The organism is Neptunomonas sp. XY-337 (genome assembly GCF_004959845.1).
GTDB lineage: Bacteria > Pseudomonadota > Gammaproteobacteria > Pseudomonadales > Balneatricaceae > Neptunomonas > Neptunomonas marina.
Genome location: NZ_SPLL01000002.1, coordinates 565,604 through 585,576, shown reverse-complemented (window position 1 = coordinate 585,576; position 19,973 = coordinate 565,604). Strand labels below are relative to the sequence as shown.

At 49.9% G+C, this 19,973-nt stretch carries 18 protein-coding genes and 1 tRNA gene; 13 read left to right on the top strand and 6 right to left on the bottom strand.

The genetic code is table 11. The annotated features are described in order from the left end of the window. Nucleotide 1: 1 nt before the first annotated feature. From E4L36_RS06395 to E4L36_RS06385, 3 genes are all read right to left on the bottom strand, one after another. Nucleotides 2-487 (bottom strand): DUF934 domain-containing protein, encoded by a 486-nt coding sequence (locus E4L36_RS06395; protein ID WP_136679921.1) that lies wholly within the window; start codon nucleotides 485-487, stop codon nucleotides 2-4. Next, a complete protein-coding gene (locus tag E4L36_RS06390) occupies nucleotides 471-2,129 on the bottom strand; it encodes a nitrite/sulfite reductase (protein ID WP_136679920.1) in 1,659 nt (552 codons plus the stop codon). Before E4L36_RS06390 ends, E4L36_RS06395 begins: the two co-directional genes overlap by 17 nt. 67 nt (nucleotides 2,130-2,196) lie before the next feature. After that, entirely contained in the window at nucleotides 2,197-2,982 is a 786-nt protein-coding gene (locus E4L36_RS06385; RefSeq protein WP_127695701.1) for a sulfite exporter TauE/SafE family protein, read from the bottom strand. Between the two features lie 261 nt (nucleotides 2,983-3,243). On the opposite strand from E4L36_RS06385, the gene cysD reads away from it, so the two are divergent. The 11 genes from cysD to nth all read left to right on the top strand — a co-directional run bounded on the left by cysD (nucleotide 3,244) and on the right by nth (nucleotide 15,078). Further along, nucleotides 3,244-4,161, top strand: coding sequence for a sulfate adenylyltransferase subunit CysD (cysD, locus tag E4L36_RS06380; protein WP_127695699.1), 918 nt, complete (start codon nucleotides 3,244-3,246; stop codon nucleotides 4,159-4,161). 54 nt (nucleotides 4,162-4,215) lie between these two features. Next, nucleotides 4,216-5,874: a sulfate adenylyltransferase subunit CysN gene (gene cysN, locus E4L36_RS06375; RefSeq protein WP_136679919.1), complete on the top strand. Its 1,659-nt coding sequence runs from the start codon at nucleotides 4,216-4,218 to the stop codon at nucleotides 5,872-5,874. 150 nt (nucleotides 5,875-6,024) lie between these two features. After that, complete coding sequence (gene rsxA / locus E4L36_RS06370; RefSeq protein WP_127695695.1) at nucleotides 6,025-6,606, top strand: electron transport complex subunit RsxA; 582 nt, start codon at nucleotides 6,025-6,027, stop codon at nucleotides 6,604-6,606. A gap of 13 nt (nucleotides 6,607-6,619) precedes the next feature. Continuing rightward, a complete protein-coding gene (rsxB, locus tag E4L36_RS06365) occupies nucleotides 6,620-7,210 on the top strand; it encodes an electron transport complex subunit RsxB (RefSeq protein WP_127695693.1) in 591 nt (196 codons plus the stop codon). After that, a complete protein-coding gene (gene rsxC / locus E4L36_RS06360; protein ID WP_136679917.1) occupies nucleotides 7,210-9,915 on the top strand; it encodes an electron transport complex subunit RsxC in 2,706 nt (901 codons plus the stop codon). Before rsxB ends, rsxC begins: the two co-directional genes overlap by 1 nt. 14 nt (nucleotides 9,916-9,929) lie before the next feature. Further along, complete coding sequence (gene rsxD, locus E4L36_RS06355; protein WP_136679915.1) at nucleotides 9,930-10,982, top strand: electron transport complex subunit RsxD; 1,053 nt, start codon at nucleotides 9,930-9,932, stop codon at nucleotides 10,980-10,982. Continuing rightward, the gene (rsxG, locus tag E4L36_RS06350) at nucleotides 10,979-11,611 is read left to right on the top strand and encodes an electron transport complex subunit RsxG (protein WP_136679913.1); all 633 of its coding nucleotides are present in this window, start codon (nucleotides 10,979-10,981) and stop codon (nucleotides 11,609-11,611) included. The genes rsxD and rsxG overlap by 4 nt, the downstream gene beginning before the upstream one ends. Beyond that, entirely contained in the window at nucleotides 11,608-12,318 is a 711-nt protein-coding gene (locus tag E4L36_RS06345) for an electron transport complex subunit E (protein ID WP_127695685.1), read from the top strand. The genes rsxG and E4L36_RS06345 overlap by 4 nt, the downstream gene beginning before the upstream one ends. A gap of 116 nt (nucleotides 12,319-12,434) precedes the next feature. Beyond that, nucleotides 12,435-13,433 carry a response regulator gene (locus tag E4L36_RS06340; RefSeq protein WP_240770682.1) on the top strand — a complete coding sequence of 333 codons (999 nt, stop codon included), beginning with the start codon at nucleotides 12,435-12,437 and terminating at the stop codon, nucleotides 13,431-13,433. Then, entirely contained in the window at nucleotides 13,430-14,401 is a 972-nt protein-coding gene (locus E4L36_RS06335) for a sensor domain-containing diguanylate cyclase (protein WP_136679911.1), read from the top strand. The genes E4L36_RS06340 and E4L36_RS06335 overlap by 4 nt, the downstream gene beginning before the upstream one ends. A gap of 41 nt (nucleotides 14,402-14,442) precedes the next feature. Then, nucleotides 14,443-15,078 carry an endonuclease III gene (gene nth, locus E4L36_RS06330; protein WP_136679909.1) on the top strand — a complete coding sequence of 212 codons (636 nt, stop codon included), beginning with the start codon at nucleotides 14,443-14,445 and terminating at the stop codon, nucleotides 15,076-15,078. 247 nt (nucleotides 15,079-15,325) lie between these two features. On the opposite strand, the gene yfaE is transcribed toward nth, so the two are convergent. The 3 genes from yfaE to nrdA form a co-directional block, all read right to left on the bottom strand. After that, a complete protein-coding gene (yfaE, locus tag E4L36_RS06325) occupies nucleotides 15,326-15,592 on the bottom strand; it encodes a class I ribonucleotide reductase maintenance protein YfaE (protein WP_127695677.1) in 267 nt (88 codons plus the stop codon). 11 nt (nucleotides 15,593-15,603) lie between these two features. Then, nucleotides 15,604-16,734 (bottom strand): class Ia ribonucleoside-diphosphate reductase subunit beta, encoded by a 1,131-nt coding sequence (nrdB, locus tag E4L36_RS06320; protein WP_127695675.1) that lies wholly within the window; start codon nucleotides 16,732-16,734, stop codon nucleotides 15,604-15,606. Nucleotides 16,735-16,805: 71 nt separating this feature from the next. Then, nucleotides 16,806-19,067: a class 1a ribonucleoside-diphosphate reductase subunit alpha gene (gene nrdA, locus E4L36_RS06315; protein WP_136679907.1), complete on the bottom strand. Its 2,262-nt coding sequence runs from the start codon at nucleotides 19,065-19,067 to the stop codon at nucleotides 16,806-16,808. A 442-nt stretch (nucleotides 19,068-19,509) separates the two neighbouring features. Between nrdA and E4L36_RS06310 the strand changes: the two genes are divergently transcribed. Together E4L36_RS06310 and E4L36_RS06305 are read left to right on the top strand one after the other, a co-directional pair. After that, a tRNA-Tyr gene (locus tag E4L36_RS06310) sits at nucleotides 19,510-19,593 on the top strand. A gap of 164 nt (nucleotides 19,594-19,757) precedes the next feature. Next, nucleotides 19,758-19,964 carry a DUF2788 domain-containing protein gene (locus E4L36_RS06305; RefSeq protein ID WP_127695671.1) on the top strand — a complete coding sequence of 69 codons (207 nt, stop codon included), beginning with the start codon at nucleotides 19,758-19,760 and terminating at the stop codon, nucleotides 19,962-19,964. Nucleotides 19,965-19,973 lie beyond the last annotated feature (9 nt).

Here is a 19,973-nt window from a genome sequence, read left to right as displayed (position 1 = left end):
CTCAGCGGCGGAAGATAGGACGTGGATCTGCCACCGATCCTTGATAGTTAACGCTCATCTCGGTGAAGGCTGCCACATCTTCAGGTGTGAAGCGATCTTCAGAAAGCTCGTATGCAGTAAAGCCGCAGCTATCCATGTAACCCAAGCGATCTCGTGAAACATCGCCAACCGCGCGGATCTGACCTTTAAACCCATCACGCGCAAGGTAACGTGCGATGCTAAATCCACGGCCATCACGCAGTACTGGAAAGTCGATAGCGATCACGGCAAAGCGCTGCTGTTGCTCGCGCAGGGCAACGATATCATCATCACCATTGACGCAAACACCCAGCGCTTCGCTAGCCGCCAGTGCATCTTGGTTCGCTAGGAAATAGGTAAACGGGACGATCACTTTACCTTCGGGTAGCTCAGGATTAGCCTCAAGCTGGTCCGCGTCAAGGCGTACCCATTCATCCGTAACGACGGTTTGATTAATGAGCAGCGGCATAGACTCTCTCCTTAAATGGCTGGATACCCAAACGCTGGTAGGCATCAGCAAAACTTTCTTCTTCTTGGCGTTGTTCGAGATAAACGGCAAGGATCTTCTCGAGCGTGTCTGCTACTTGATCAGCAGCAACGGCCTTACCTAAGATTTTACCCAAACGGGCGTCCTCTTTAGATGAGCCACCCAAGGTGATCTGGTACCAGTCTTCACCTTTCTTATCGACACCTAGAATGCCGATATCACCCACATGGTGGTGGCCACAGGCGTTGATACAGCCAGACATGTTCAGGTTAATTTTGCCCAGATCATAGAGGTAGTCGAGATCATCAAACTTCTCGTTGATCTGATCGGCAATGTTCAGTGTTTTCGCGTTCGCCAGTGCACAGAAATCGAATCCTGGGCAGCAGATCATATCCGTTAGTGTGCCCACGTTAGCGCGGGCGAGGTCGGCACTGTCTGCAACCTGCCAAAGCGCGTAAAGATCGGCTTTTTTCACATCGGCCAACACGAGGTTCTGATCGTGTGTCGAACGAATTTCACCAAAGCTGTAGCGATCAGCAAGGTCTGCGACCAAGTCCATCTGCGCATCGGTGATATCACCCGGCGCTTTGAGATAAGGCTTCAGCGATAGCACCACGATACGATAGCCCGCTTGCTTGTGCTCGACGGTGTTACGCTCATACCAAGCTGCAAACGATTTATCAGCGGCGAGTTTTTCATCCAGCGTGGTGTCATTCGCGGCATCTGCATCGTAATCGAAGGGTTTAAAGAAGGATTTCGAGCGTTCAATCTCGGCCTCAGTCAGCGTTAGCTCCCCATCACGTGAGAACGCCCACTCCTCTTCCACCAAGCGCGAGAACTCCTCCACACCCAGTGCATTCACGAGAATCTTAATACGTGCTTTGTACTTGTTGTCACGGCGGCCATTCATGTTGTAAACACGTAGGATGGCATCCAAGTAAGACAACAAGTGCTGTTTAGGTAGGAAGGATTTCACCACTTTACCCACCACTGGTGTACGGCCAAGACCGCCACCCACCAACACTTCAAAGCCGATTTCACCCGCTTCGTTTTTGACCAAGTGCAGACCAATATCGTGCACCTGCGATGCAGCACGGTCTTCCGGGCCACCCGTTACCGCGATCTTGAACTTACGCGGCAGGTAAGCAAACTCAGGGTGCATCGTCGACCATTGGCGGATAATTTCACAGTACGGACGTGGGTCTTCAAGCTCGTTCGCAGAGACACCGGAGTACGGGTCCGTTGTGGTGTTACGAATACAGTTACCCGATGTTTGGATAGCGTGCATCTGTACTTCGGCAAGCTCTGCCAGAATATCTGGAACCTCTTCAAGCTTAGGCCAGTTGTACTGGATATTGGTACGCGTCGTGATATGGCCATAGCCTCTATCGTAGGTACGCGCGATATGAGCCAATTTACGCAACTGAAGCGAAGACATTAGTCCATATGGAATCGCAACTCGCAGCATGGGTGCTTGGCGTTGTATATAAAGGCCGTTCATCAATCGCAGCGCCAGGAACTCATCCTCTGGTAGCTCGCCTGCCAGAAAACGGCGCGTTTGATCGCGGTACTGTTCTACCCGCTCATCAACCAACTTCTGGTCTACTTCGTTATACTGATACATGAATGATTCACCCATTTTGGCAGCAAGCTGCCGTTTTCTGATTCCTGAAATTCAACGTTTTTAGTTATTAGCTGGCGAGGACAAAGCGTAGTCCAATCGCCAGTAGCACCGACCCCATAATGGGCTGCATCACCTGAGGTGATAGTCGTGCGCCTAGATGGCTGCCAAGGAATACCCCCGGTAACGATCCCAACAGCAGGAATGCCAATAGCTCCATATCGACATTACCCATCGTATAGTGCCCCGCTCCAGCCACACCGGTCAGTACCACAGCGTGTACGAGGTCGGTACCAACAATGTTCTGCATGCTCATGCGTGGATACAGAGTAATCAGCAGCGCCGTACCCAGTGCCCCCGCACCCACTGATGACAACGTCACAAGACCGCCTAAAACCAATCCGGCAGTCACCGTGATCATCGGGCGAGCGCGACGAAACACCTGCACCCAAGGCCGATCTTCCACTCGTAATGCCAAGTCGCGAATGCGGTTACGCGCAAACACGGCGATTGAGGTTAAGATCAGCGAGATACCCAGCGTCAGGTTCATTAGCGTCTCGATGCTGGATAGCTCTTCTAAACTCTTTAAATACTCAAGCGTAAGCAAACTGCCGGGAATACTGCCGGCCAACAGCAGCAACACAACGCGCCACTGCACCAGTTGCTTGCGCGCATAGGCAAAAACACCGCCTGCTTTCGTAAGTGCCGCATATAAAAGGTCGGTACTTACCGCCACCACGGGCGGGATACCAAAAATCACGATCAAGATAGGTGTCATTAATGCGCCGCCACCAATACCGGTCAGGCCGACGATGAAGCCCACTACTAACCCTGCAAAACTGTAGGCCAGTTCCATATATGCGTTACCTATCTAATGCCACACTAACGAAGTGGGCATAATACCGATGCACCAATATAACCCAAAATAATAAATTTCTATTTTGTTATTCTATTTTTGAATTAAAAAATCAATCCATCATATATAACAAAAGGAAATATAAAGATGAATATTTATTACTTTTGAAATATATAACGCTCTGCAATAATGCGTCGAAAATTACGGGAGCCCTGTCTACAGGCCCTAACAACACACGAGAAACCGAGCAGGCTGAAGCTGATGACATCAATACCAGAGCGCCGTCTTACCCATTTAAAGCAATTGGAAGCTGAGAGCATCCAAATCATTCGCGAAGTTGCAGCCGAGTTTGATAACCCGGTTATGCTGTACTCCATCGGTAAAGACTCTGCGGTGATGCTGCACCTTGCTCGCAAAGCATTCTTTCCTGGTAATCCACCGTTTCCGCTGATGCACGTTGATACCACGTGGAAGTTCAAGGAGATGATCCAGTTCCGCGACAAAATGGCGAAAGAAGCGGGCATGGACCTGATCGTGCATATTAATGAAGAAGGTGTAGAGATGGGCGTTGGCCCCTTCACTCATGGCTCATCAAAGCACACTGACATCATGAAAACCCAAGCACTCAAACAAGCACTGGATAAGTACAAGTTTGATGCCGCATTTGGTGGTGCACGCCGCGATGAAGAGAAGTCCCGTGCGAAAGAGCGGGTGTTCTCGTTCCGCGATCAGTTCCACCGTTGGGATCCAAAGAACCAACGCCCTGAGCTGTGGAACATCTTTAATACGCGTGTTGATCAAGGTGAAAGCATCCGTGTATTCCCACTCTCTAACTGGACCGAGCTAGATATCTGGCAATACATCTACCTAGAGAGCATCCCGATTGTTCCACTGTACTTCGCCGCTGAGCGCCCCGTCGTTAACCGCGATGGCATGATGATCATGGTGGATGATGAGCGTTTGCCGCTGCAACCGGGCGAAGAGCCAGAGCTGCGCAAAGTACGTTTCCGTACACTGGGCTGCTACCCACTTACCGGTGCAGTTGATTCAGAGGCGGATACGCTGCAAGAGATTATTCAAGAGATGCTGCTCACCACAACATCAGAACGTCAGGGCCGCGCAATCGACCACGATTCGGCAGGTTCTATGGAGAAGAAAAAGATGGAAGGTTACTTCTAACCGCCCTTTTTCATCACACGCTAAACCACCGAATTCGACAAGAAGAGTGTTAACATGAGCCACCAATCTGACCTAATCGCAACAGATATCGAAGCGTATCTGCAGCAACACGAAAACAAAGAGCTACTGCGCTTCCTAACGTGCGGTAGCGTAGACGACGGCAAATCCACATTGATCGGCCGCCTTTTGCACGACTCAAAAATGATCTATGAAGATCAACTCGCCGCCATCAAAAACGACAATGCGCGGGTAGGTAACGCGGGTGATGCGCTTGACCTCGCGCTACTCGTAGATGGCCTGCAAGCAGAACGCGAACAAGGCATCACCATTGATGTAGCCTACCGCTACTTCTCAACGGCGAAGCGCAAATTCATCATCGCAGACACACCAGGGCACGAACAGTACACGCGCAACATGGCAACAGGCGCATCCACATGCGACCTTGCAATCATCCTGATCGATGCTCGCCACGGTGTGCAGATTCAGACCAAACGCCACAGCTTTATTGTGTCTCAACTGGGTATTAAGCACACGATCGTTGCGATCAACAAAATGGACCTTGTTGAGTTCAGCGAAGCACGTTACGAAGAGATCAAAGCCGAATACTTGGCGTTCGCAGCGCAGCTCGATCTGCCTGATGTGAAGTTTGTGCCGCTGTCAGCACTGAACGGCGATAACGTGGTTAACAGCTCTGACAATATGCCTTGGTACCAAGGCGAACCGCTGATGGAGACGCTCGAAAACGTCGAGATCGCCAACGACTACAACTTCGATACGCTGCGCTTTCCGGTGCAGTACGTTAACCGCCCTAACCTCGATTTCCGCGGCTACTGCGGCACCCTGACATCAGGTGTAGTAAGGCCGGGTGATGAGGTTACCGTGCTGCCTTCGGGCAAATCTTCACGCGTTAAGTCGATCGTGACCTTTGATGGCGAGCTAGAAGAAGCATACCCACCCATGTCTGTGACACTCACGCTAGAGGATGAGATCGATATCTCCCGCGGCGACGTGATCGTGCACAGCCATGCCGTGCCAGAGCCAACAAACCGCTTTGACGCGACGCTCGTTTGGATGTCAGAAGATGCGTTAGTGCCCGGCAAAAACTACGAGATCAAGCTGCTCACAGGGCGTGTAGCGGGATCCATTACCGCGATTCGCCACCAGATCGACGTCAATACACTGGAACGCTCTGATGCAGCATCACTGGCCCTAAACGAGATCGGTGTCTGTGAGTTAACCTTAGAGCGCTCGATTTTATCGGATAGCTACAAAGCGTTTCGTGGCACTGGCTCATTCATCGTGGTTGATCGCCTGACCAACGGCACCGTCGCTGCAGGTATGATTATCGGGGCGCAAGCCGCGCAAGAGATCACGCTAGAGGACGCGCCAGCGGTTAGCACAACAGCGAAAGCCCGCCGTTTTGGCCAGCAAGCGACAACGTTGCAGCTATCGGGCAGCCAGCAAGCACTCGCGATCGCCTACACGCTAGAAAAAGCGCTGTTCGAGCAAGGCCGCGCCGTTGCAACACTGGTGAACGACGCTCCGGTATCTGCCGCCGTTGCAGCAGAGCTACTGAAGAGCCAAGGCTTAATCGTTATCAGCACTGTTAACCTGGCGCAGGCGGATATCACAATCGAACTGAACGATACCGAAGACAGTATCGTACAAGTACGCAATGTGTTAGCCGAGCTAAAGGATAAGAATCTGATATAATGCCGCGTCTCGTAAGAGCGTTGGTGCTGCCAACGCTCTTATTGAGTTAGGTCAAGCCTTTAACATCCATTCTGAACAGAATGTAATATAAAATCAGACACTTCTAATATTAAGGTTTATCACAGACGTTTTCAGCGTTAGATTGAGATCATGACAGACTTCCTACTCATTCTTGTCAGTACCGTTTTAGTGAACAACTTCGTGCTCGTGCAGTTTCTTGGACTGTGCCCGTTTATGGGTGTGTCGAATAAGCTTGAAACCGCGATGGGCATGTCGTTGGCAACCACGTTCGTTCTGACGCTGTCGTCTGTTTGTAGCTACTTGGTGTACACCTATTTATTGGCACCGTTTGAGCTTGGCTACTTAAAAACGATCTCCTTCATTCTTGTGATCGCCGTGGTGGTGCAGTTCACCGAGATGGTGGTGCATAAAACCAGCCCCCTACTCTATAAAGTGCTAGGTATCTTCCTGCCGCTGATCACAACGAACTGTGCAGTGCTCGGTGTTGCGCTGCTAAACATCAAAAAGCAGAACAGCTTTATTGAATCGATCTTTTACGGCTTTGGTGCGGCTGTAGGTTTCTCGCTTGCACTTATTCTTTTCTCTGCCATTCGCGAACGTGTTGCTGTTGCGGATGTACCTACACCGTTTCGTGGCGCGGCCATTGGTATGGTGACCGCCGGCCTGATGTCCCTAGCCTTTATGGGCTTTACCGGCTTAGTTAAGTTCTAAGCAGGAGCTATTGATGAGTACTGTTGTTATCGCAATTTGCGTATTGCTCGGATTAGCTGCGGTATTTGGCATAATCCTCGGCTACGCAGCTGTTAAATTTAAAGTCGAAGGCAACCCGATTGTTGACCAGATCGACGGACTACTGCCGCAAACTCAGTGCGGCCAATGCGGATATCCGGGCTGTCGCCCCTATGCTGAAGCCATTGCTAACGGCGATGCCATCAACAAGTGCCCTCCAGGTGGCCAAAGCACCGTCGAGGCATTAGCCGACCTGCTTGATGTTGAAGCCGTGCCCCTTGATGCCGTTGAAGAAACCGTTAAAAAAGTCGCCTACATTCGTGAAGATGAATGTATCGGTTGTACTAAGTGCATCCAAGCCTGCCCAGTAGACGCTATTTTAGGAGCGGCGAAGCAGATGCACACCGTGATCACCGCTGAATGCACCGGCTGTGACCTTTGCGTTGAACCTTGCCCTGTAGACTGTATTGATATGCTGCCACTAGAAACCACGCTAAATAACTGGAAATGGGATGCTCCACGCCCAGGTATTGAGCTCATCGCAACCGACGCAGGCCGCGGCACTGAACAGCGGGGAGCAGCATAATGGGTAAAGTGTTTGCGTTTCATGGTGGCATCCACCCACCAGAAAACAAGAAGCAGTCCACACGCACACCTATTGCAACCGCGCCTATTCCAGCGGTGCTGACTGTCCCGATTCAGCAGCACATTGGCATACCCGCTAAAGTGTTGGTCAATGTGGGAGATCAGGTGCTTAAGGGGCAGATGATTGCTGCCGCCGAAGGCCGCATTAGCGCTTCTGTCCACGCCCCAACATCAGGGAAAGTCGTCGATATCAGCATGCAGCCGGTTCCTCATGCGTCAGGGCTGTCGGCCCAGTGCGTCGTGATTGAAACCGATGGCCAAGAGCAGTGGAGTGAGACCCAAGGCCTTGCTGACTACACCGCTCTTTCCAAGCCTGAGCTGATCGACTTTATCCGCGATAAAGGGATTGCTGGGATGGGGGGCGCAGGCTTCCCAACAGATGTAAAGCTGCATCTGGGCGATGACCATATCGTCAACACATTGATCATCAATGCGGCGGAGTGTGAGCCTTACATCACTGCCGATGATATGCTGATGCGCGAACGCGCAGATCGCATCGTGCGCGGGATTGAAGTGATCCACCACCTGCTCAAACCACACCATGTTGTGATCGGGATCGAAGATAATAAAGCGCACGCCATCCGTGTGCTTGAAGAGCAACTTAAAGGCCACCCGCTTAACATCGATATTGTTGTGGTGCCCACAAAGTATCCTTCGGGCGGCGAAAAGCAGCTGATTAAGTTGCTCACGGGTGTCGAGGTACCCAGCGGAGGAATCCCTGCTGATGTGGGTATCGTCTGCCAAAACGTCGGTACCGCTGCGGCGATCAGCGATGCAGTATTTGATGGTAAGCCGCTCATCTCACGTATTGTAACGATCACCGGCGATGCAGCACGCAAACCGCAAAACTTCGAGGCTCTGATCGGCACTCCGTTTGATACGCTACTGGAAGCGGCCGACGTTGATCGCAACGCGCTTAGCCGCTTGGTCTGCGGTGGTCCGATGATGGGATTCACCATCAACGATGGCTCCATCCCTGTTATCAAAACATCGAACTGCGTTATTGCCGCAACCGCTGACGAGATGCCACCAGCCCCGCCTGCGCAAGCCTGTATACGCTGTGGTATGTGTGAACAAGTCTGCCCAGCAGAGTTGCTGCCACAACAGTTACACTGGTTTGCTAAAAGCCGTGAACTGGATAAAGCCAAACACCACAATTTGTTCGATTGCATTGAGTGCGGCGCTTGCGCTTACGTTTGCCCAAGTAGCATCCCGCTGGTTCAATACTACCGTTTTGCGAAAAGCGAGATCCGTAACGAAGAAGCCGAGCAGCGTAAAGCTGAGTTGGCTAAGCAGCGTTTTGAAGCACGCCTCGCGCGTCAAGAGCAAGAGAAGCTCGAGAAAGAAGCGCGCCGCAAAGCCCGTGCCGCAGACGCCGCAAAAGCACAAGCGCAGAAAGCGGCTGCACCTGTCAGCCAACCTGCATCGTCTGAAGATGAGCTCAAAAAACTTAAAACTGCCGCAGCGGTCGCACGCACCAAACTGAAAAAAGCGCAAACCGCACTCGATAAAGCGAAAGCAGATGGTGGCGACGATATCGCCCAGCTGGACCTGCAATTTCAGCAGGCCCAACAAGCCTCTGACAAAGCAGCTGCAGCATTGGCCAGCGCGGAAGTAGGCCAAACTGACGCAGCAAAACCGGCCGTTGATACCAAACAGTTAAAAACCGCCGCTGCGGTTGCGCGTACCAAACTCAAGAAAGCTGAAAAAGCCCTTGCTAGCGCCGAGGAGAAAGGCCAAGACGACCTCGATGCACTGCGAGCAACGGTCAAAGAGCTAACTCAAAAGGCAGACGCAGCGCAGCAAGCACTCGAGCAAGCAGATAGCGGCACGAGTGCCCCAGCAGCACCTGATACCAAACAGCTGAAGACCGCTGCAGCCGTTGCACGCACGAAGCTTAAAAAGGCGCAAAGCGCCCTCGCTCTTGCCCAAGAACAAGGCGCAGACAACGCAGATGAGCTGGCGAAAACAGTCGCGGAGCTAGAGGCAAAAGCCGCCGCTGCACAAGCAGCATTTGATGCAGCCGAATCCGGCTCATCTAGTGCACAGCCACAGGACAAAACAGCAGAGCTGCAAGCCGATGTCGATAAAGCCAAACAGACGTTAGAGAAAGCACAAAAAGCGCTAACTGCTGCACAGGCCAGCGGTAGCCCGGCCGTTGATAAGATGCGCGCAGGCGTCGAGAAGCTTGAGAAGAAATATCAAGACGCGGTAGCAGCGCTGCAAGCGGTAAAAGGCAGCACAGAGAAACCCGCTGCCGAGCCAGAGCTCGACTTAAAAGCACTTAAGCAAACGGTGTCGATTATGCGCACCAAGCTAAAGAAAGCAGAGAAAGCATTGGCAGAAGCACCTGACGATACCGCACTGGCTGACGAGGTCGCCCGCTTAACGCAGAGCCACGATGAGGCCAAGCAAGCGTTTGAAGCCGGTGAGGCCAAACAGATCGAACAAGCCGCAGCGCAAGGCATCGACCTGAAGCAGCTTAAGATTGACGCTGCCATGGCACGTGCAGCGGTTACCAAAATTGAACGCGCTATCAAGAAAGCAAGCGAACAAGATAGTGACTTGCGTGAGTTGGAAACAGAGCTTGTCGGTGCGCAACAGCATGCCGATAAACTCAACACCACGCTAAGTCAATTTGAGTAGGACAACGTTAACTAATGTCGCTAATTAGAATTACATCACCCCACGTCCATAAGCCAGCGAGTACCGCTGATGTAATGCGCTTGGTGCTGCTTGCAACGATACCTGGCGTTATCGCGATGACGTTCTTCTTCGGCTGGGGCACCTTGATCAATATCGCATGGGCAAGTTTACTCGCTCTCACTTTTGAAGCGGTTTGCGTTAAAACCCGAGCACGCCCAGTTAGCTTTTACCTCAAGGATAACAGCGCGCTTGTCACCGCGTTCTTAATTGCACTAGCACTCCCCCCATTTGCCCCGTGGTGGCTGACGGCAGTGGCAGTGTTTGTTGCCATTGTGATTGCAAAGCACCTGTACGGCGGCATGGGCCAAAACCCCTTCAACCCTGCCATGGTCGCTTATGCACTCGTCCTGATTTCATTCCCAGTGGAGATGACCCGCTGGACAGCGCCTTTTGTGATGTTAGGCGAAGGCTGGAATGTTGCTGGATTCACCGATACTTTGCAGCTGATTTTTGGTGGCTGGAGTAACACAGCAGATGCATTCACTGCCGCAACACCATTGGATGAGATGCGCCACCGCGGCGGCTTAACCACCGAAGAGGCATGGCGCGCTTCCGCAGTTTTAGCTAACGTCGGTGCTTGGCATGCCGTCAGTGCAGCGTATTTTATGGGCGGCATCTTCTTGCTCTACAAGAAAATTTTCACATGGCACGCACCCGCGGCGTTTCTCGGCTCACTCGCTGTTATTTCGACGCTATTTTATCTCGTTGCGCCAGACAGCTACCCAGATCCATTCTTTCATTTAACGGTTGGCGGCACCATGCTAGGGGCGTTTTTTATCATCACCGACCCCGTCTCTTCGGCAACCAGTAACCGCGGAAAAATTGTATTTGGTATCGGCATTGGTGTGCTTGTATTTACGATTCGCAGCTGGGGTAACTACCCGGACGCTATCGCGTTTTCAGTGCTTTTGCTTAACCTTGCAGCACCCTTTATCGACCAATATACGCAGCCTCGAACCTACGGACATAAACAAGCAAAACGTGGCGCTAAGGAGAAGACCTCGTGAATTTAGTCTCCTCATTACGTGAAAATACGCTCGGTATTTCGATCTTTGCTATCGTGACAGCAGGCTTGATTGCAATCACACAAGTCGCCACCAAAGAGACCATTGCAGAGAATCAACGTGAGCAGGAAGCGCGGGCGCTCTACGAAATTGTGCCCAACCAAACCATCGACAACGACTTGCTCGACCACGCAATCTCTATCGCGGCGCCGACGCTCGGTTATTCAGAAGGCACCGCCTACCAAGCGATCAAAGATGACAAGGTTACAACAGTGATTCTTCCTGTTATTGCAGCCGATGGTTACAGTGGCGACATTCACCTCATCGTTGGCGTTAACTCTGATAGCTCTGTTGCTGGCGTTCGCGTATTAGCCCATAAAGAGACACCGGGGCTAGGTGACAAAATCGATCTGAAAAAGTCCGACTGGATTTTAAGTTTTAACGGCAAATCGATGGATGCGGCTAACGACCCTCGCTGGGCCGTAAAAAAAGATGGGGGTGAGTTTGATCAGTTCACCGGCGCTACGATCACACCGCGCGCAGTCGTCAATGCCACAGCCGCAGCCATCCGTTATTTCAATGCACAGCGCACGTTATTGTTAACGCCGACAGCAAAGAGCACCTCATCATGAGTATCGATTATCGAAAAATTAGCTTGGATGGACTCTGGCACAACAACCCTGCACTCGTCCAACTGCTTGGCCTATGTCCACTATTGGCGGTAACAGCGTCTGTCGTGAACTCATTGAGTTTAGGGATCGCCAGTATCTTGGTGCTGGTTGGCTCTAACCTTACCGTATCTTTGTTCCGCCAGTTCGTGCCAGAAGCGGTGCGTTTGCCTGTATTCGTGATGATCATCGCCTCATTCGTTACGTGCATTGAGCTGCTGATGCAAGCTCTCACCTACGAGCTGTATTTAATACTGGGTATCTTTATTCCACTCATCGTAACGAACTGCGTGATCATGGGCCGCGCCGATGCGTTTGCGTCCAAGAACCCCGTCAAAGCCTCTGTGGTGGATGGGCTCATGATGGGGTTGGGTTTTACGGCTGTTTTAGTGGTTCTTGGTGCGATGCGTGAAGCACTGGGCGCAGGAACACTCTTTGCCGATATGCAGCTGCTTTTTGGTCCAATTGCTGAAAACTGGAAAATCACCCTCGTTGATGACTACAAAGGCTTCCTTTTTGCTATTCTTCCACCCGGCGCGTTCGTTGGTATGGGCTTATTGATCGCCCTAAAGAATGTGATCGATAACCGTTTAAAAGAGCAAGCACTCAAGAATACTCAAGAAGAGGCGCCATCTAGCCGTCGCGTGCGTGTCACTGGAAATATTAGCTAGTATGAAAATAGTCGCAATAGCCCGCGACTACTTGAGAAAAAACAAATAGTTGTTTGTTTTTTGCTTCATAAGTAGTTTAATTATAAGACTGATTAAGGCGATTATGGAGTAAGCTTTTGGGCGCCCCGATCCCCGTTGTAATTTGCGACGACTCCTCTCTAGCGCGCAAGCAAATGGCGCGCAGTTTGGAAAATTGGAACGTATCTATTACCTTCGCTGAGCATGGTCTTGAAGCTATCGAGGCGATCAAAGAAGGTAAAGGCGACCTGCTCTTTCTCGACCTTAACATGCCCATCATGGATGGTTACCAAGTTCTGGAGCGGATCCGCCGTGACGATCTCCAATCGCTTGTCTTAGTGGTCTCCGGTGATATCCAACCTGACGCTCATACCAGAGTAAGCAACCTAGGCGCACTCGACTTCATCAAAAAACCGATCAATGCAGAGCTACTCAGCGATGTTCTGCATCAGTACGGGTTACTGCACGAACTCTCGCCCGGTGAAAAGTCCAACGTTCAGCATCTCGATGTTGCCGTTGACCTGAAGAGCTACTACCAAGAGATCTCAAACGTTGCCATGGGTCGCGCAGGTGACCGTCTAGCACGACTTTTGAAAGCGTTTGTGCACCTCCCCATACCACGCGTTAACATCATTAGTATCGAAGAGCTCGATATGGCTCTGCGCGAGCACATTGGCCGCGAGCAGAGCGCCACCGTTACCCAAGGCTTTAGTGGCCCAGGTATTGCTGGTGAAGCCCTCCTGATGTTTACTAACTCCAGTATTCAAGACATGGCGCGCTTGCTGCGCTACGATGGAGAGATTAATGAAAGCGGCGAACGTGAGGTCTTAATTGATCTTGCTAATGTATTGAGCGGCGCATTTCTCAACAGCTTGGCTATCCAGCTAGATGTCTCGTTAAATCCGAGTGCCCCGGTCATTCTGGGCTTGCAAGGTGAGGCTCCCAACATTAGTAGTAGCAAGCACCGTTGGGAGAAAACGCTCTCAATCGAAATCAGTTATCGCATCACCGAGCACAATATTAACTGCGACCTGCTTATCCTCTTTACTGAAGATTCGCTGGACGAACTCAATGAACGAGCTAGCTTTTTCGAATGAACGCTAACAGCCCCAGGCACGAGATAGACGAGCTACACCTCCAGCTCGGGTTATTGCAAACCCTAGATGTTGGCCTGATCGTGCTTAACAAGGACTACCAGATCCACCTTTGGAACTCCTTCATGGAGAACCACTCAGGTTTACTGCATTCGAAGCTCTTCAAGCGCAATATCTTTGAGGTATTTCCAGAACTCCCTGGTCAATGGCTCAGGCACAAAATTGATTCGGTCTTCTTGCTCAAGAACCGCTCGTTCATCACTTGGGAACAGCGCCCTTACCTGTTTAAATTTAAGCCCCACCGTCCGATTACCGGTGAGGCTCCCTTTATGTACCAAAATGCTACCTTGATACCGCTAAAGTCGCCGGATGGACAGGTGGAGAATGTTGGCATCATCATCTATGACGTTACGGATGCAGCGATCGGTAAAATCGGGCTGGAGGAAGCCAACACCCAGCTCCAGCACCTTAGCCAAACCGATCAGCTGACATCGCTATATAATCGAGGCTTCTGGGAAGCCCGGCTACGCCATGAGTTTGATCGTTTCTCACGTACCCAAGCGCCTTCATCACTCTTAATGATGGATATTGATCACTTTAAAAAGATCAATGACAACTTCGGCCACCCCGCCGGAGACGAGGTGTTACGCCAAATGGCTGCCATTTTGAAAGATGTGACGCGCACGACTGATATCGTTGGGCGCTATGGTGGTGAAGAGTTTGGAATCTTGCTCATCGATAGTAACGCCAAACAATCGCTGCGCGTAACGGAACGTCTTCGTGACCGCATTAGCCGCCTTGTGGTTAAACACCTGAATGATGAAATCCACTTCACCATCAGCATGGGGCTAACTGAAATCAGTAATAGCTTCCAGACTCACGAACAATGGATACAGCTCGCTGATCAGGCGCTGTACCAGTCTAAATCTAATGGGCGAGATCGATTGACTATTCTCGGCACGGAAGATTAACTATCCCCCTCTTTTGCAGCTAAAAACCTGACCTCTATCTCATGAATAAAGAGAAGCGCACCGAGATCTTTACTCGCTGGCGGAACGACAATCCGCACCCAACCACCGAGCTTGAATACAACTCTTCGTTTGAGCTTTTAATCGCAGTGATTCTGTCTGCACAAGCCACAGACGTTGGCGTGAATAAGGCAACCCGCAAACTATACCCGGTCGCCAACACCCCTGAAGCGATCTACGCGCTAGGGCTGGAAAAGCTCAAGAGCTATGTGAAAACGATCGGGCTATACAATGCAAAGGCAGAGAACATCATCAAAACCTGCAAAATTTTGATTGATGAACATAATTCACAAGTGCCCGATAATCGCGAAGCACTAGAAGCACTGCCTGGCGTTGGCCGTAAGACGGCAAATGTGGTGCTTAATACCGCTTTCGGTCAGCCAGCCATGGCGGTCGACACGCATATTTTTAGAGTTTCGAACAGAACGCGTATCGCAGCGGGTAAGAATGTACTCGAGGTCGAGAAGCGATTAATGCGCCTCATCCCTAAGGAGTTTTTGCTAGATGCTCACCATTGGCTCATCCTCCATGGGCGCTACACTTGCACCGCGAGAAAACCAAAATGTGGTAGCTGTTTAATAGAAGATCTATGTGAATACAAAGAGAAAACTGAGCTGTAGCACCTTATCCACAAATTCTGTGGATAAAATCATGGGTAACTTTTTTATAACCGCTTACAGCCCAATAAATACGCGATCTTCCAACAATCTGAACAAAAAACAAACACCGCTACAACACATTGAAAATAAAGAAATATTCTTATTGACAGCAGAAAATCTTCGGAACTTATCAGCGATTAGATAGAGAATAGGTGCAAGCAGGCCAGTATGTGGATTAAAAACGGGCAGCGACCGCTACCCGTTAATACTACGAGCTTTCTGGCAGCTCTATTTCGATATGCGTTTTGGGAACACAGCAGCAGGTAAGCACCTCGTCATCCTGAAGATCAAGCAAGCTTTCCTGCACATACTCCACCTCACCTTCAAGTAGCCGCACTTTACAGCAGCCACAATAACCACCGCGGCAGTTATAAGGTGCAGGAATCTCCTGCACCTCAAGCGCATCCAGCAAGGTCGGCTCATATTGGTAGTAGAATGTATGGAAATGATTAACCTTAATCCGTGGTATCGACATAGCACTCTCGCTTACAGATCGAAGTCGTCAAAGTCGCCATCTTGAACTTCGTTGTCGATCTGACCAACAAGGTAAGAGCTAATTTCAGACTCTTGTGGCGCCACCTGTACATTGTCACTGACCAGCCAAGCGTTCATCCAAGGGAGCGGATTCTGGCGCGATGGGAACATCTCTTCAAAGCCCAACGCCTTCATTCGTACGTTGGTAATATACTCAACATAATCGCTCAAAATCTTTGCATTTAGACCAATCATGGAGCCATCTTGGAATAGGTAGCTCGCCCACTCCTTCTCTTGCTGAGCAGCTTCAGCAAAGATGGCGATAGCCTCCTGACGACACTCCACCGCAATCTGCTTAAAGTCTGGGTCATCAGCACCCGATGCTAAGATATTGAGCATATGCTGCGTACCCGTGAGATGCAAAGCTTCATCACGCGCAATGAGCTTGATGACCTTAGCGTTACCCTCCATCACCGCGCGCTCAGCAAACGCGAACGAGCATGCGAAACTCACGTAAAAACGGATCGCCTCCAGTACGTTCACAGACACCAGCGTCAAGTAGAGCTTCTTCTTCAAGTTCCACAGTGAAGCGTCATAGCGCTTACCATCAAAAGTATGTACACCCGCACCATGGGTTGTGTAGATAGAGGTCAGCTCTATCAACTCATCGTAGAGGCGCGTTACCGATTCTGCACGTTTAATAATTTCATCATTTGTCACGATCGTATCGAACACTTCAGACGGCTCGGTGATGATGTTACGGATGATGTGCGTATAAGAACGACTATGAATGGTTTCGCTAAACGCCCATGTCTCGAACCATGTCTCCAACTCGGGCAACGACACGATCGGCAAAAACGCAACATTAGGCGAGCGCCCTTGCACAGAGTCGAGTAGCGTTTGATATTTAAGATTGCTGAGAAAGATATGCTGCTCATGTGGCGGCATATTCATGAAGTCTTTGCGGTCGGTAGATAGATCCACCTCTTCTGGACGCCAGAAGAATGACAACTGCTTCTCAATCAGCTTCTCGAAAATTGGATATTTCTGTTTGTCATAGCGCGCAACATTCACACCACGGCCAAAGAACATTGGCTCCAACGTTGCATCATGAGAGGTAGGATTAAAAGTCGAGTAAGACATATTCGTTTCGTTCAGCAGAAAAGGCAAAGGTTTTGCGGGGCACACAACCCCGCGATTACAAAAACTGACTATTACAGCTTGCAGGCACCGCTCGCGCAGCCATCATCTTGCTCATCACGAGCACCATCACGCGTGTTGTGGTAGTAGAGCGTTTTAAGACCATACTTGTACGCGGTCAACAGATCCTTAAGCAGCTGCTTCATCGGTACTTTTTCGCCAGGGAACATGCTTGGGTCGTAGTTGGTGTTGGCAGAGATCGACTGATCCACAAACTTCTGCATGATGCCCACGAGCTGCAAGTAGCCGTCATTGCTACCGATGTTCCAGAGTAATTCGTAGTTATCGCGCAGCTCAGTGAAGTCTGGAACCACCTGTTTCATGATGCCATCTTTACTCGCCTTAACTGACACGTAGCCTCGTGGCGGCTCAATACCATTCGTGGAGTTAGTAATTTGAGATGATGTTTCACATGGCATAAGCGCCGTTAGCGTGCTGTTACGCAGACCAAACTCACGAATATCTTCGCGCAATGTTTCCCAGAAATACTGCAAAGGCTCTTCACAGTAATCATCGATATCACGCTTATAGGTATCAATTGGCAGAACACCTTTAGCGTATGTCGTTTCATTGAACTTCTCACACGCACCCAACTCTTTCGCCAACTGGTTAGACGCTTTGAGCATGTAGTACTGAATCGCTTCAAATGTACGATGCGTTAGCGCATTAGCAGACCCGTCTGAATAACGAACACCGTTCTTCGCCAGGTAGTAAGCGTAGTTAGTTACACCAACACCCAGAGTACGACGAGCTTTTGTTGTCAGCTCCGCTGCGATAATCGGGTAATCTTGGTAATCCAACAGCGAATCAAGGGCACGCACTATAAGATCAGAAAGATCTTCCAACTCATCTAGACTCTCCAATGCACCCAAGTTGAACGCAGACAGCGTACATAGCGCAACCTCGCCTTCCGGATCATTGATCTCTTTCAGCGGCTTCGTTGGCAAGATAACCTCAAGACAGAGGTTAGACTGTTTCACTGGTGCAACCTCAGGATCGAACGAACTGTGCGTATTACAGTGGTCTACGTTCTGAATGTAGATACGGCCAGTAGAAGCCCGCTCTGAGGCAAGCAAGCCAAACAGATCAACAGCTTTAACGGTCGATTTACGGATGCTGTCGTCTTTCTCGTACATTTCATAAAGACGCTCGAACTCTTCCTGATCAGCAAAGAACGCATCGTACAAACCAGGTACTTCGTGAGGGCTAAATAGCGTGATGTCACCACCTTTGATCAAGCGCTGATACATCAATTTATTGAGCTGCACACCATAGTCCAGATGACGTACACGGTTCTCTTCAACGCCGCGATTGTTCTTCAGAACTAATAGGGATTCAACTTCAAGGTGCCACATCGGGTAAAACAATGTCGCTGCACCGCCTCGCACACCGCCCTGCGAGCAAGACTTAACCGCCGTTTGGAAGTGTTTATAAAACGGTATACAGCCGGTATGGAACGCCTCACCGTTGCGAATTGGACTACCCAGTGCACGAATGCGGCCGGCGTTAACGCCAATACCCGCACGCTGCGAAACGTACTTAACGATCGCACCTGCTGTCGCATTGATAGAATCAAGGCTGTCACCACACTCGATCAATACACATGAACTAAACTGACGCGTAGGCGTACGCACACCCGACATAATCGGCGTTGGCAATGACAGCTTGAACAACGATGTCGCATCGTAAAAGCGCTTCACGTAGTCAAGACGCGTCTCTTTTGGATAGCCAGCAAACAGACAAGCAGCAACCAACATATAAAGGATCTGCGGGCTTTCAAAAACATCACCCGAAACACGATCTTGCACCAGATACTTACCTTCCAGCTGTTTCACCGCCGCATAGCTGAAATTCATATCACGGCTATGGTCTAAATGGCTGTTAAGCTCGTCAAACTCCTCTTTGGAGTAGTCTTCGATGAGGTGTTTGTCATAGCGGCCGGATTCAACCATCGCAGCAACATGGTCGAACAGATGTGGCACATCGAAGCTACCAAAGGCACGCTTGCGCAGATGGAAGATAGCTAAACGAGCAGCTAGATATTGATAGTCAGGTGCAGTTTCAGAGATTAAGTCTGCAGCAGATTTTATCAACGTCTCGTGAATATCAGACGTTCGGATACCTTCATAAAACTGTAAGTGTGCTTTGAGTTCAACTTCAGAAGGGGATACTTGATCCAGTCCCTGGGCTGCCCAGATGACTACACGGTGGATTTTTTCGAGATCAATCGTTTCAAGGCGTCCATCACGTTTAGTAACCATCAAATTTTGCTGCATAGCGACGCTCTTCCGCTCCGTCTAATAATTATCGACTAGGTGCTCGGCCTGACGTTTCCTTAAGACCAAACACTATGAATGGGTTACGTTTACGCTGCTCTAACAGACCACCAAAAACCAAACCACAAATTGTGGCCAAGTGGCTATTAAACACACAACATCTAGTGCATCAGCGAAAAGTTGCCACTAAATATAGAGGGAAAGCCTTTTTTTTCAATACTTGATTTTCGGGATTTTGTGTGCGCCAAGCGCGTCACTTTAAGGCTATCTTCAGCTGTGATGGGATCGCGATGGGACGCAATAATCGATTGCGTTTTTAGAAGAATAATTTTCAATTTATCACAAAAAATCACAAATCAATTTCATGCAAAAAAAAGCACTATTTTTTCGAATATTTGCTTTACACAAATATTTTTAATGCCTATTATACGCACCCCTTCAAGGTGAGGTTCCCGAGTGGCCAAAGGGATCAGACTGTAAATCTGACGCGAAAGCTTCGGTGGTTCGAATCCACCCCTCACCACCATTTCTTAGCTAAACACTGCTCAAACTTTTCCAAGCCCGCTCAAAGCGACCTAAAGACTCCTCATCAACGTGAAAATTCAGAAGATTCTGAATATTGTTGAAAATATGCTCAATTTCTCGTTATAATTCCTAGCAAATCAGTCAGGTATATACAGGTTTTCTAATATGAGACTCGCAGAAGTTGAAGCGCTAATGCTCAATGTCGGCTTGGTTGTTTTTGCCGGTTTCGTTTTCTTTATTATTTATGATCTTGCAAAGCGCTCTAACGCAGGCAAGTTCGGTACATTTGTGCTGTTTTTCGCTCTTGGTTTAGGGCTCGCTGCATTTTTAGTGAAAACAGTCATCGTAGAGATGATGGGTGGCAGTGTATAGCCACCCACT